Annotated in this window: 8 protein-coding genes; 6 read left to right on the top strand and 2 right to left on the bottom strand. The window is 60.2% G+C overall.

The window, feature by feature from the left end:
* The first annotated feature begins 1 nt into the window (after position 1).
* Positions 2-1,396, top strand: a complete 1,395-nt coding sequence (locus tag ICA16_RS22220; protein ID WP_210701589.1) for an efflux transporter outer membrane subunit — start codon at positions 2-4, stop codon at positions 1,394-1,396.
* Between the two features lie 150 nt (positions 1,397-1,546).
* Here ICA16_RS22220 and pvdP read toward each other — a convergent pair whose 3' ends face one another.
* Complete coding sequence (gene pvdP / locus ICA16_RS22215) at positions 1,547-3,172, bottom strand: pyoverdine maturation tyrosinase PvdP (RefSeq protein ID WP_210555575.1); 1,626 nt, start codon at positions 3,170-3,172, stop codon at positions 1,547-1,549.
* Between the two features lie 208 nt (positions 3,173-3,380).
* Here pvdP and pvdM point away from each other — a divergent pair, with 208 nt between their 5' ends.
* From pvdM to ICA16_RS22190, 5 genes are all read left to right on the top strand, one after another.
* A complete protein-coding gene (gene pvdM / locus ICA16_RS22210; protein WP_210701588.1) occupies positions 3,381-4,751 on the top strand; it encodes a dipeptidase in 1,371 nt (456 codons plus the stop codon).
* A complete protein-coding gene (gene pvdN, locus ICA16_RS22205; protein ID WP_210701587.1) occupies positions 4,748-6,034 on the top strand; it encodes a pyoverdine-tailoring periplasmic protein PvdN in 1,287 nt (428 codons plus the stop codon). The genes pvdM and pvdN overlap by 4 nt, the downstream gene beginning before the upstream one ends.
* Positions 6,035-6,071: 37 nt before the next feature.
* Complete coding sequence (pvdO, locus tag ICA16_RS22200; protein WP_150601402.1) at positions 6,072-6,959, top strand: dihydropyoverdine dehydrogenase; 888 nt, start codon at positions 6,072-6,074, stop codon at positions 6,957-6,959.
* A 108-nt stretch (positions 6,960-7,067) separates the two neighbouring features.
* A complete protein-coding gene (locus ICA16_RS22195) occupies positions 7,068-8,717 on the top strand; it encodes a cyclic peptide export ABC transporter (protein ID WP_150601401.1) in 1,650 nt (549 codons plus the stop codon).
* A 115-nt stretch (positions 8,718-8,832) separates the two neighbouring features.
* Positions 8,833-11,313 (top strand): TonB-dependent siderophore receptor, encoded by a 2,481-nt coding sequence (locus ICA16_RS22190; protein ID WP_210701586.1) that lies wholly within the window; start codon positions 8,833-8,835, stop codon positions 11,311-11,313.
* 917 nt (positions 11,314-12,230) lie between these two features.
* On the opposite strand, the gene ICA16_RS22185 is transcribed toward ICA16_RS22190, so the two are convergent.
* Positions 12,231-13,187 (bottom strand): alpha/beta hydrolase, encoded by a 957-nt coding sequence (locus tag ICA16_RS22185; protein ID WP_210701584.1) that lies wholly within the window; start codon positions 13,185-13,187, stop codon positions 12,231-12,233.
* Between the last annotated feature and the right edge of the window lie 61 nt (positions 13,188-13,248).

The following is a 13,248-nucleotide window of genomic DNA, read 5'->3' as shown; positions in this document are numbered from 1 at the left end:
TATGAAAGCGCAACTGACATTCCTTGCCGCCAGCCTGTTACTGGCGGCCTGCAGCAGCCCTGCGCCACGCCCTGACAGCGGCGTGCAATCACCGCTCGCCTGGCAATCGCCAGACCATCCCGGCGCGGTGCAAAGCAATCGCCAATGGTGGACGCAGTTCGGCAGTCGCGAACTCGATCAACTGATCGAACAGGCGCGACTGGGCAGCCATGACCTCGGCGCGGCCGTTGCCCGCGTCAGACAGGCGCAGGCCAGCGCGACGATTGCCGGGGCCCCGCTGCTGCCCGAACTCAAGGCCGGAATCAATGCCAATCGGCAGAAGCTTCTGCACGGCAAAGGCTACAGCCAACTGGATGTCAGCCCGGACAATCGCTCGCTGGATTACTACGACGCCGAGCTGAGCGCCAGTTACGAAATCGATTTCTGGGGTGGTAAACGAGCCGCCCGTGACAGCGCCGTGTTCGGTGTGCAGGCCAGTGAGTTTGATCGCGCCACGGTCGAGCTGACCTTGCAAAGCGGCGTCGCCAACAGCTACACCCAGGCGCTCGCCTTGCGTGAGCAGGCGCGCATTGCCGAACTCAATCTGGCCAACGCGCAGAACGTGCTGCACCTGGTGCAAACCCGCTTTGACGCAGGCAGCGCCACCGCGCTGGAACTGGCCCAGCAAAAAAGTCTGGTGGCCGAGCAACAGCGCAAATTGCCGCTGGTGCAGCAACAGGCCCGCGAAGCGCTGATCACCCTCGCCGCCCTGCTCGGTCAACCGGTGCAGGCGCTGTCCTCGCCTCAGCAGGCATTCGCGCAATTGCAGTGGCCAAACATCGCCAGTGGCGTGCCCAGCGATCTGCTGAGTCGACGTCCGGACATCGCCAGCGCAGAAGCCAGACTGGCGGCGGCCCAGGCTGACGTCACCGTAGCCCGCGCGGCCATGCTGCCAAAAATCACCCTCACCGCCAGCCTCGGCACCGGTGCCGATCTGGCGGCGGATCTGCTGCGCACAACGTTCTACAACCTGTCATCCGGATTGACGGCGCCGATCTTCAACAACGGGCGCTTGAGCGCCGAACGCGACAAGGCCAAGGCCCGTCAGGATGAATTGCTGGAGACCTATCGCGGGGCGATCATCAATGGCTTTGCCGATGTCGAAAAAGCCCTGAGCACCATCCGTGGCCTCGATGAGCAACGGCAGTGGCAAAGCGAAGAATTGAGTCAGGCGCAAACCGCTTTCGACATCGCGCAAAGCCGTTATCAGGCGGGTGCCGAGGACTTGCTCACCGTGCTGCAAACCCAGCGCACCTTGTATGCGGCGCAGGACATGAACGTGCAACTGCGCCTGTCGCGACTGCAGGCGAGCATTGCCTTGTACAAGGCGCTGGGCGGTGGCTGGCAAGTTATCTGACAGCGAACACTCACACTCTCTTTTACCGAACCAAAAACCTGTAGGAGTTGCGGCACGCTGTGATCTTTTGATCTAGAAAAACAAGATCAAAAGATCGCAGCGTGCCGCAGCTCCTACAGGGGGTATTGCGTTGTGTCGGATGGGTGACGCTTAAAGTTGCCGGCCTTTCACCTTCAAATGCCTGGCGTACCACGGCCGCTGCGGCACCTTACGGAACAGGTCGGCCATGTTGTCTTCGTCACCGAAGGTGATGCGCAGGGCGAGCTTCATGGTTTCCGGGTCCATCTCTACCGAGCGCCCGACTTGCAGGCCGGGCACGCTGCTGCAGCCGTGAGTGTCGGGGCCCAGCCAGGGGTCATCGACCTCAACCCAGCGCCCCGGCGCAAACCACGGCACGCCGTTGACCTCGAGGCGACTGACTTCCCCCGGGTGAAAACGCTCGTGGGCGCGGAACCAGTCTTCAAGCCGATCATCGATCCAGCCATGAAAACGCCAGAACACCGGGTTCACATGGGAGGAAAACGGATCGCCGAGAAAGTCGTTTTCCGGGGCATACCAACGCGCGGCGAAATCCGCCTGATCCCGCGCCATCGGCACTGGAATGTTGTTGGACGGGTCGCGGGCCACCGATGCCCAGCGCATATGCAACCAGTCGTGCAGGCCCAGTTCGACTTCCGAGCCGAACTGGCCGAGGGTGAGTTTCGACAAGTAGCGCGGATCGCGGTACTGCGACTCCCACACCTGAAAATTACTGTGATAGGTTTCGGCCGCTTTGATGTCGCTGACCCACTTGGTGTACTCGTCGTCGCCTTCGGTCAGCCACGTTGGCGGCAATGCGTTGCCGTCGTGATTGTCGAAGTAGCGGGCGAAGCCCTGACGGTCACGCTCCAGCTCCGGCTGCGGCATGGGGAATGCCTGCCATGACGGCAAGTCTTGCATCGAACGGGCTTTGCCCAGCATGTGTCGATGCATGAAGAAAAAATCGATGCCCGAGCCGTTGCGATCCTTACGCGGCCCACGGGCATCACGCTCCTTGTCCCGTGGGCCAGGTTGCCAGCCGATACCACGTAACGCATCACGTTTTTTTTCGGAGAGTTTGTGCCACTTGTCCCGCGACGCATGCCAGAGCTGATGGAACAGCCGATGTTCGGGCGCTACCAGCCACGCCAGAAACGCCGGATTCAATCCGACTCTTTCTCGGGCTTCGGGAAACCGTCGCTTGATCGCGATGAAGTGATTGTCGAGTTCTGGTAGACCCAGCGCGCGATCCAGTCGCAGCACTTGTCCGGTAAACGTGCCGCTGCCAGCGTTGCCGAACGCGGCCCAGACTTCGTCCAGTTTTACTTTGAATTCGTACACCGCCGGCGCTTGCGGCGCATCGCTGCGCATCAGACGCCAGAACATCTCGGCGCCATTACCCGGCGCCAGATCGCCGATGACTTGATAACGCACTGGCGCCTCGGAACGCAGGTTAGCCCCCGTGTCGAGATAACCGCGCAAACCGCGGCCACGGTGGGCAATGTCGAGAAACAGCTCCAGACCTTCATTGGGCAAGCCATCCAGTCCAGCGGCAGCACCAGTGAAACGAATGTCCCACACGCCGCGCAAACTGTCCGCCAACTGCTGGCCAGCCGTGTCCGCCAGGTCGACCGTGGCCTCTCCCGGGGTGATCGGAAACTCCTCACGGGTCAGTTCACGATGTGCATAAAAAGCGGCAGGCAGCGCGGCGCCCGTGAGTGCCATGCCCGCCATGAACCAGCGTCGAGAGATCGTCATTGCCCTACCTGTGTCAGCCATGAAGCAGGCTTTATCCAAGCTAGAACGTTTGCTCGCCGAGGAAATTTATGGCCGCGGTGAAAGATCCCGGCATTCGCCGTCGCCTTTTCACCTTCCGTCCCTAAATTACCCGCTCCGCCGCTCGTTCCTCCCAGATAGCAAAGGCCCCTGCGCCTGAACCTCGACGGCGAACCTGAATGAGATGGCAATGACAAAACCGCGTTCGAAAAAGGCTCTATTTATCGGCCTGCCGCTGGCCTTGGCGATCAGCGCCGGCGCAGGGTTTCTGGCTTGGGATTACTGGTTTCGGGACAACCCCGGCTATCCGGTCAAAGTGATGAAGCAGGCGACCGAACTGCAGGATCGCATCCTCTCTTTCGACAGCCACATCACCGTGCCGTTGAGCTTCGGCACTCACGGCAACGAAGCCGACAAGGATGGCTCGGGGCAGTTCGACCTGATCAAGGCCAACCGTGGACGGCTGTCCGGCGCAGCACTGACCGTATTTGGCTGGCCGGAAATGTGGAATGGCCCGAATGCACCGCACCGCCCGACCGAAGGTTTTGTCGAGGAAGCGCGCAACCAGCAGGAAGTGCGCTACAAGATCATTTCCGGGATGGTGCGCGACTTCCCCAATCAGGTCGGCATCGCCTATACCCCGGATGATTTCCGCCGTCTGCACGGTGAAGGCAAGTTTGCGATTTTCATCAGCATGCTCAACGCCTATCCACTGGGCAACGACCTGAGCAAACTGGACTTGTGGGCCGGACGCGGCATGCGCATGTTCGGCTTCAGCTATATCGGTAACAACAGCTGGGCCGACTCTTCGCGCCCGCTGCCCTTTTTCAATGACTCTCCCGACGCGCTCGACGGTCTCTCCGACATCGGCAAACAAGCCGTGCATCGCTTGAACGATCTGGGGGTGATCATCGACGTCTCGCAGATGTCGACCAAAGGTCTGGAGCAAGTCGTGCAGTTGAGTCGTACGCCGATTGTCGCCTCGCACTCGGCGCCGCGAGCGGCGGTGGATATTCCACGCAACCTCAGCGACAAAGAGCTGCAACTGATCAAAAACAATGGCGGCGTAGTGCAGGTGGTCGGCTTTTCGCAGTACCTCAAACCGCTGACTCAAGGCACCCAGGACAAACTCAACGCCCTGCGCGCACGCTTCGACCTGCCGCCACTGCCGAACCTGGCCATGGCCCTGATGCCGGGCGATCCGATCATCACCGCCTGGTCCGAACAGAAACTCGGGCAATACGCCAGCGGCCTCTACGGCATTCTTGAAGAAGAGCCGAAAGCGACCCTCAAGGATCTCGGCGACGCCATCGATTACACCGTGCGCAAGATCGGCATCGACCACGTCGGCATCGCTTCGGACTTCAACGATGGTGGCGGCATCAAGGGCTGGGAAAACGTCGGCGAAATCCGCAACGTCACCGCCGAGCTGATCCAGCGTGGCTATTCCGAAGCGGACATCGCCAAGCTGTGGGGCGGCAACTTCCTGCGCGTTTGGGATCAAGTGCAAAAGGCTGCAAAACCCACGCTGATTTCCCGTCAGGATGCGGCCAAGCCATGACTGACCGTCGTACATTCCTGAAACAGGCCGGCGTACTCGCCGCTGCCCTGCCCCTGGGTTCCAGCCTTGCCTGCGCGACCGCTGCCACCCCTCACCCTGCGCTGCCGGGCAACAAATGGGCGCAATTGCGCCAGTTGTTCGATCAGGATCCGCAGGCCATTCACTTCGCCAACTTTCTGGTCACTTCACATCCCCGCCCCGTGCGCGAGGCCATCGAACGCCATCGCGCAGCGCTGGATCTGAATCCGGGACTGGCGATGGACTGGGACCTGGGCGTCACCGAGCAGCGCGAAGAAAACGTGCGGGTCTGGGCCGGCAAGTACCTGCAAGCCAAACCGAGCCAGATCGCTCTCACCGGCAGCACCACCGAAGGCCTGGCGATGATTTATGGCGGCGTACATGTTCGCCCGGATCAGGAGATCCTGACCACGGTTCACGAGCATTACTCAACCCGCAACATTCTCGAATTCCGTAGCCGGCGCGACGGCACACAAGTTCGCAAACTCAAGCTGTTCGACACTTCGCAAAGCATTTCGCTGGATCAGGTACTCGACACCATCAACCGCAACATCCGCCCCGAAACCCGCGTACTGGGCATGACCTGGGTGCATTCGGGCAGCGGAGTGAAATTGCCGATCGCCGACATCTCGCGTCTGGTCGATGAACACAATCGCGGACGCGACGACAAGGATCGGCTGATTTACGTGGTCGACGGGGTGCACGGCTTCGGTGTCGATGACCTGAGCTTCGCGCAGATGAACTGCGATTTTTTCATTGCCGGCACCCACAAGTGGATGTTCGGCCCCCGCGGCACCGGCATCGTTTGCAGCCGCAGCGAAGAGCTCAAGTACATCAGCCCCAGCGTACCGACATTTTCCGAAGCCACGACGTTCGCCAACACCATGACCCCGGGCGGTTACCACGCCTTCGAACATCGCTGGGCGCTGGACGAAGCCTTCAAGTTGCACCTGCAACTGGGCAAGGCCGACGTGCAGGCCCGCATCCATCAGCTCAACAGCTACCTGAAACAGCGCCTGCGCGAACAGTCGAACATCGAACTGGTAACCCCGCTCGATCCGAAGTTTTCCGCCGGTTTCAGCTTTTTCCGGGTCAAGGGCCAGGACAGTGATGAAGTGGCCGCTTACCTGATGAACAACCGGGTGATCTGCGATGCCGTCAGCCGCGATGTCGGTCCGGTGATTCGTACGTCGCCAGGGCTGCTGAACAACGAAACCGAAGTCGACCGGTTCATGGACATCCTCGGTAAAAAACTGCGCGCCTGATTCCTCGACTCCAGTTTTCCTTTCACAGAGACGACTCATGAAAAAGCCTCACACCCGCTTCACTTTCAAGGCGCTCCCCGCCCTGGCTCTGACTGCGCTGTGCGCCGGCCTGTTGCCCGGCGCCGCTCAAGCTGCCACCCCGCCGGCACCCGGAAAAGTGTTCAAAGACTGCAAGGACTGCCCGGAAATGGTGGTGTTGCCGACCGGCAGTTACACCATGGGCACCCCGGACGACGAAGTCGGTCGCGAACCGGACGAAGGCCCACGCCACGAAGTGACCTTCAGCAAACCGTTCGCCATCAGCCGCTTCCAGGTGCTGGTGGGCGAATGGGACGCGTATGTGCGCGAAACCGGCAACAAACCTTATGACTTCGATGATCGTCCGGGTCGTCGCTGCACGGCCGGAAAACCCGAATTCAAACAGACGGCGCGCGATCCGGCCGTGTGCATGAACGTCGCTGAAGCCCAAGGCTACATCGACTGGCTGTCGAAGAAGACCGGCAACGCTTATCGCCTGCAGAGCGAATCGATCCGCGAATACGCCGCCCGCGGTGGCAGCACCGGGCCCTTCCCGTTCCCGTTCGATGAAGGCAACAACTACCAGATATCCAAACACGCCAACACCTATGGCGCCGCCGACGGCTACAACTTCACCTCACCGGCCGGCACCTTCCCGGCCAACGCGTTTGGCGTTTATGACGCCCACGGCAACGTCTACGAATGGACCGCCGACTGTTATCACAAGGATTATTCCGACGTACCGAGCGACGGTCGCCCATGGACGCAGGAAAATTGCGAGCGCCAGGTCATGCGCGGTAACGACTGGGGCGAAGCGCCGGTGTTCTCCCGTTCCGGCAACCGCAACAGCAGCTGGCCAACCAGCAAGGGCGACTGGCTCGGGTTTCGAGTAGTGCGCGACCTCTGATCCCGCCTCACGCGACCGCAGCCCACCTGCGGTCGTTTAAAGAAAGTCCGTGACCATTCGTTTTCCTTAAGTACCGGCACTCCCTCCGCATCGAAGCAGGAATCCTCCATGACCAAGCCTACGCGTGGGGCGATCAACGAATTGTTCGCCCTGCTCAAGCCCTTCCGCCTGATCGTCTCTGCGTCCATCGTGCTTGGCATGATCGGCGGCCTGAGTGTCACTGTGCTGCTGGCGACCATCAACAATGCCCTGCACTCCGACGACGGCCTGACCCGCACCGTAGTCATGATCTTCGCCGGCCTGTGTGCACTGGCGCTGCTGACGACGATTCTGTCCGACATCGGCACCAACTATGTCGGCCAACACATCATTGCCAAGCTGCGCAAGGAACTGGGGGAAAAAGTGCTGTCGGCGCCGATCGACCAGATCGAACGCTATCGCAGCCATCGCCTGATCCCGGTATTGACTCACGACGTCGACACCATCAGTGACTTCGCCTTCGCCTTTGCGCCGTTGGCGATTTCGATGACCGTCACCCTCGGCTGCCTTGGTTATCTGGCGATGCTGTCGTGGCCGATGTTCCTGATGATGCTGGTGGCCATCGCCATCGGCACGACCATTCAGGCGATTGCCCGGGCCAAGGGCATGCGCGGTTTCTACGCCGCCCGTGATTGCGAAGATGAACTGCAAAAGCACTACAACGCGATTGCCGAGGGTGCCAAGGAACTGCGCATTCATCGTCCACGGCGTCAGCGCATGTTTGTCGCCGGGATTCAGAAAACCGCAGAAAAAATCTGCGACACCCAGATCAAATCGATCAACACCTTCGTCATCGCCAAGTCGTTCGGTTCGATGCTGTTCTTCGTGGTGATCGGCCTGGCGCTGGCCCTGCAATCCTTCTGGCCTAGCGGCGATAAAGCGGTGATGAGCGGTTTTGTCCTGGTGCTGCTGTACATGAAGGGGCCGCTGGAACATCTGGTCAGCACCTTGCCGATCATCAGCCGCGCACAAATTGCCTTCCGCCGCATCGCCGAGCTGAGCGAGCAGTTTTCCTCGCCCGAACCGCATCTGTTGCTGGAGGATCACGGCAAGAAACCCGGCGTCGTCAACAGTCTGGAACTGAACAATGTGCGCTACGCCTTCCCTCCAGTGGAAGGCAGCGAACCGTTCCGTCTGGGGCCAGTCAACCTGCGCATCGAACAGGGTGACATCGTGTTCATTGTCGGCGAAAACGGTTGTGGCAAAACCACGTTGATCAAACTGTTGCTGGGTCTCTATGCACCGACCGAGGGCGAAATCCGCGTCAACGATCAACCGATCACCGCGCTCAACCGCGATGATTACCGGCAGAACTTCACCACCATCTTTGCCGACTATTACCTGTTCGATGATCTGATTCAGGGCGACCGCGAAGTCCCGCAGGACGCCACGCGCTACCTGGAGCGTCTGGAGATTGCGCACAAGGTCAGCGTGCGCGACGGCGCCTTCAGCACCACCGATTTGTCCACCGGCCAACGCAAGCGACTGGCGCTGGTCAACGCTTGGCTCGAAGAGCGTCCGGTGCTGGTGTTCGATGAATGGGCGGCGGATCAGGATCCGACGTTCCGGCGCATTTTCTACACCGAACTGTTGCCCGACCTGAAACGTCTGGGCAAAACCATCATCGTGATTTCCCATGATGACCGTTACTTCGACGTTGCCGATCAGCTTGTGCGCATGGAGGCCGGCAAGGTCAAAAGCGAACTGCAAACTGCTTGATTGAAGAGGCCGTGGCCAGGCTGGAAAAAATAATTTTCCGGTTTGCCGCGGCTTCCTCGTCTTAATGAGATGAATAAGAACCATTAACAACTATACCTGCCAAGGTCTTAACCTCATGTCCGCATCCCGTTTCATGCTTCGCCCTCTGACTCGAGCCCTGCTGATGCACGGCGCGACAAGCTCCCGACTGGCCAGCACCGGTCTGGGTCTGGCACTGACTGTCGCTGCCGCCCCTTACGTCCAGGCGCAGGAATGGACCCTGAACATTCCGGCTCAGCCACTGGCGCAGGCGCTCCAGGCGCTGGGCCAGCAGACCAGCCTGCAAATCATCTACAGCCCGGAAAACCTGCAAGGTCTGCGCTCCAGCCCGCTCAGCGGCCGGTATCAGGATGACGACTCGCTCAAAGCCATCCTCAAGGGCACTGGCATCAGCTATCAGCGCGACGGCAATACCGTCACGGTACTCGGCCCGACCACAGGCGATGCAATGGAGTTGGCACCGACCAACGTCAACGCCCAGCACCTGACCGCCACCACCGAGGGCAGCAACTCCTACACTACAGGCGCAGTGACCATCGGCAAGGGTGTGCACTCGCTGAAGGAAACACCGCAATCGGTCACGGTGATGACCCGCAAAATGCTCGACGACCAGAACCTCAACACCATCGAACAGGTGATGGAAAAGACGCCGGGCATCACCGTTTACGACTCGCCAATGGGCGGCAAGTATTTCTACTCACGCGGTTTCCGCATGACCGGTCAATATCAGTACGACGGCGTGCCGCTGGATATGGGCAGCAGCTACGTACAGGCCGACAGTTTCAACAGCGACATGGCCATCTATGACCGCGTGGAAGTCCTGCGCGGTGCAGCGGGCATGATGAAAGGCGCAGGCGGCACAGCCGGTGGCGTCAACTTCGTGCGCAAGCGCGGCCAGGACACCGCGCACACACAACTGTCGCTGTCGGCAGGGACGTGGGACAACTATCGCGGTCAGGTCGATACTGGCGGCCCGCTGAACGACGCTGGCACCATCCGTGGTCGCGCCGTGGTCACCGAACAGACCCGTCAGTACTTCTATGACGTGGCCAGCCGCAAGGACCAGATCTACTACGGCGCCCTAGACTTCGACCTCAGCCCCGACACTACCCTGGGCCTGGGCTTCGCCTGGGAAGACGTCGATGCCACGCCGTGCTGGGGCGGTCTGCCGCGTTACGCCGACGGCTCCGACCTGCACCTCAAGCGCTCCACGTGCCTGAACACCGCGTGGAACAACCAGCGCAGCAAACGCGCCACTTACTTCGCCGACCTGAAACACCAATTCAACGACGATTGGTCGCTCAAGGTCGCCGGCGTCTACTCGCGCAACACTCAGGACATGGAATACGCGTTCCCGAGCGGCGCAGTACCGATCGGTGCCACCGCCTCCAACACGCTGATGCTGGGCAGCATTTACGACTACGACCAGCGCGACTACGGCTTCGATGCCTACGTGGATGGCAAATTCGACGCCTTCGGCCAGCAACACGAACTGACGGTCGGCGCCAACGCCAGCCGCTCGCACAAGGATGACTTCTACGCGGTAGCCGCCCTGCCCCAACGGCAGAACGTGCTCAACCCCAACCACCACATCCCGCAACCGGACGAAAGCTACTACCTGGCCAATGCCTCCCGTGGCGGCCCGGTGGACATGCACATCAAGCAGTACGGCGCTTACTCCATCGCGCGCCTGAAACTCGCCGATCCGCTGACCCTCGTACTGGGCAGCCGTGTGAGCTGGTACAAGTCCGACACCGACTCGGTGCAGTACTTCCGCGGTGAGGGCACCCAGGTCAACACCAAGTCCACGGAAACCGGGCAGGTCACGCCGTTCGCCGGTGTGCTGTTCGACCTCAACGACAACCTGACTGCGTATGCCAGCTACACCGACATCTTTACCCCGCAAGGCGCCTACAAGACTATCGATGGCAGCACCCTCAAGCCATTGGTTGGCCAGAGCTACGAGTTGGGGATCAAGGGTGAGTGGTTCGACGGACGTCTGAACAGCTCCTTCAACCTGTTCCGCACCCTTCAGAAAGATGCGGCTCAGGATGACCCTCGCTGCGAAGACAGCTCTTGCTCGATCAACTCCGGCAAGGTGCGCGCGCAGGGCTTCGAGGCTGAAGTCAGCGGTGAGGTGATTGATCGCCTGCAATTGTTGGCTGGCTATACCTATACCCAGACCAAAGTGCTGGAGGATGCTGACGCCACCCAAGACGGCGTGATCTATAACTCCTACGTGCCGCGTCATCTGTTGCGTGTGTGGGGTGACTACAGCCTGAGCGGGCCGCTGGATCGCGTGACGATTGGTGCTGGCGTTAATGCGCAGACGGGCAACTACCGGACTTCGCCCTTGGGCGGTGACAACATTGATGGTGCCGGTTATGCCGTGTGGAACGGTCGCATTGGCTACCGTATCGATGACACCTGGTCGGTTGCGTTGAACGGGAATAACCTGTTTGACAAGCGTTACTACTCGACCATTGGTACCGAAGGGTTCGGTAACTTTTATGGTGATCCGCGTAATTTCGTGATGTCGGTGAAGGCTGACTTCTGATTTTTCGCTTTTAAGAAAGCCCTGCCTTGGTGGGGCTTTTTTTTGGCTTTTTTTGGCGGCCTTTGGGCCGACCATGTTCTTGGGGGTTGGGTGAATATCCGTTGCTGCGGGTGTTGCTGATTAGGGTTCCGCCCTTACGGCGGGTCACTTTTTCCAGACGCCGAAAAAGTAACCAAAAAGGCTTTACCCTGACGTACGGCCCTCGCTTAGGCTCGGGTTCCTTCGCTACGGGATTGATCCGGGCGCAGCGTTTCCGGTTTGCTTCGCTGCACCTCCTTCCGCTGTATACGACTGCGTCGTACGGTCGCTACGCTCCCTCGCCCGGATCAATCCCTCCACTCAGCCTGCCGATGGGCCTGGAGATCAAAAGCAACGTCAAAAGCCAAAGCCAAAGCCAAAGCCAAAGCCAAAGCCAAAGCCAAAGCCAAAGCCAAGCAGATCAAAAGATCGCAGCCTTCGGCAACTCCTACAAGGGGTTGAGTACATCTATCAAAACTTGGTCGGCTGTCAGGCCGCCATCGCTGGCAAGTCAACTCCCACAAGAAAACAAGTACACCCCGCACGCGGCGCATGCCGCCCCACTCAACACAATGAGCGCAAGCTCGAGTACCGCTCTTGATCTTGATCTCGGAGCCCGTCGGCAGGCTGAGTGGAGGGGTTGATCCGGGGGTGGGAGCGCAGCGACCGTTTGGCGAAGCCAAACACATCGAAAGGAGGTGCAGCGAAGCAAACCGGAGGCGATGCCCCCGGATCAATTCCGGAACGAAGGGACCCCGAGCCTCAGCGAGGGGCCGAACGTCAGGGCACAGACCTTTTGGTTACTTTTGGGGCGTTTGCCAAAAGTGACCCGCCGTAAGGGCGGAACCCTAATCAGCAACACCCGCAGCAACGGATATTCACCCCCAACCAAACCACAATCAACCCAAAGCCCGCGCCAAAACCCGGCTCAGGCGTTCATGCACCTGCAAAACATCAGGCATAACGCAAGCCATACGCAGCAAGTCATGGGTCAACCCCGAACAATGCTCAAGCTCAACACTCACACCGTGCTCACGCAATTTATCCGCATAAGCCTGCCCCTCATCCAGCAACGGATCAAACCCGGCCAACAGCACAATCGCCGGAGCCACACCACGCAAGTCCTCCGCCAGCAATGGCGAAAAGCGCCAGTCTAAATAGTCCTGCGGGCTGCGGGCATAGTGCTGATAGAACCAGTCCAGCGTATCGTTCTCCAGCAGATAACCCTCGCCGAACAGCAAGCGTGAATCATGAGTGCGCGATGCATCGGTAACCGGATAACACAACAACTGCACCTTGGGCGCGACGGCCACCGTCGACGGCTGTACCACCGCTTGCACAGCCAGCACGGTGGCCAGGGTAGCACCGGCACTGTCGCCGCCAAACGCTACGCGCGAGGTGTCGAGACCCAGGCCCGCAGCGTTTTCCGCCAGCCACGACAAGGCATCCTCGCCATCTTCCAGCGCCGTAGGAAAGCGATGCTCCGGTGCCAGCCGATAACCAACCGAAAGCACCGCACAGGGTGTACGTTGGCAGAATTCACGACACACACCGTCATGGGAGTCGAGGCTGCCGACGACAAAACCGCCGCCGTGAAAATACACCAGCACCGGCATCGGCGCAGACGCACCATTGGGCCGGTACAGACGCAACGCCAATGGCGCACCGTCGCGAGCCAGGGTGTCGACCGGTGTAACGTGCAGATCTTCGGGCACAGGCCAGCGCAACTGCGCCGTGGTCTGCTCGAAAGTCGCCCGGGCTTCGCTCGGGGTCAATTGGTGCATGGCCGGCAGGCCGGCGTCCTGGCTGTCTTGAGCGAGGTCGAGGAAGGCTTCCAGATCAGGGTGTAACGACATCGATAAGGTCCTTGTATGAGCAAACAAGGGGCGCGCACGGGCGACGCCCCCCACAAGAGTC

Origin of the sequence: Pseudomonas anatoliensis, from assembly GCF_017976235.1 — a bacterium.
In the GTDB taxonomy this organism is placed as follows: Bacteria; Pseudomonadota; Gammaproteobacteria; order Pseudomonadales; family Pseudomonadaceae; genus Aquipseudomonas; species Aquipseudomonas anatoliensis.
Note: the sequence above shows the minus strand (reverse complement) of the source record. Positions and strands in the feature narration are given on the sequence as shown.

Coding starts and splice junctions, on each gene's coding strand:
- ICA16_RS22220 (WP_210701589.1), top strand. CDS start 2: ATGAAAGCGCAACTGACATTCCTTGCCGCCAGCCTGTTACTGGCGGCC.
- pvdP (WP_210555575.1), bottom strand. CDS start 3,172: ATGACGATCTCTCGACGCTGGTTCATGGCGGGCATGGCACTCACGGGC.
- pvdM (WP_210701588.1), top strand. CDS start 3,381: ATGACAAAACCGCGTTCGAAAAAGGCTCTATTTATCGGCCTGCCGCTG.
- pvdN (WP_210701587.1), top strand. CDS start 4,748: ATGACTGACCGTCGTACATTCCTGAAACAGGCCGGCGTACTCGCCGCT.
- pvdO (WP_150601402.1), top strand. CDS start 6,072: ATGAAAAAGCCTCACACCCGCTTCACTTTCAAGGCGCTCCCCGCCCTG.
- ICA16_RS22195 (WP_150601401.1), top strand. CDS start 7,068: ATGACCAAGCCTACGCGTGGGGCGATCAACGAATTGTTCGCCCTGCTC.
- ICA16_RS22190 (WP_210701586.1), top strand. CDS start 8,833: ATGTCCGCATCCCGTTTCATGCTTCGCCCTCTGACTCGAGCCCTGCTG.
- ICA16_RS22185 (WP_210701584.1), bottom strand. CDS start 13,187: ATGTCGTTACACCCTGATCTGGAAGCCTTCCTCGACCTCGCTCAAGAC.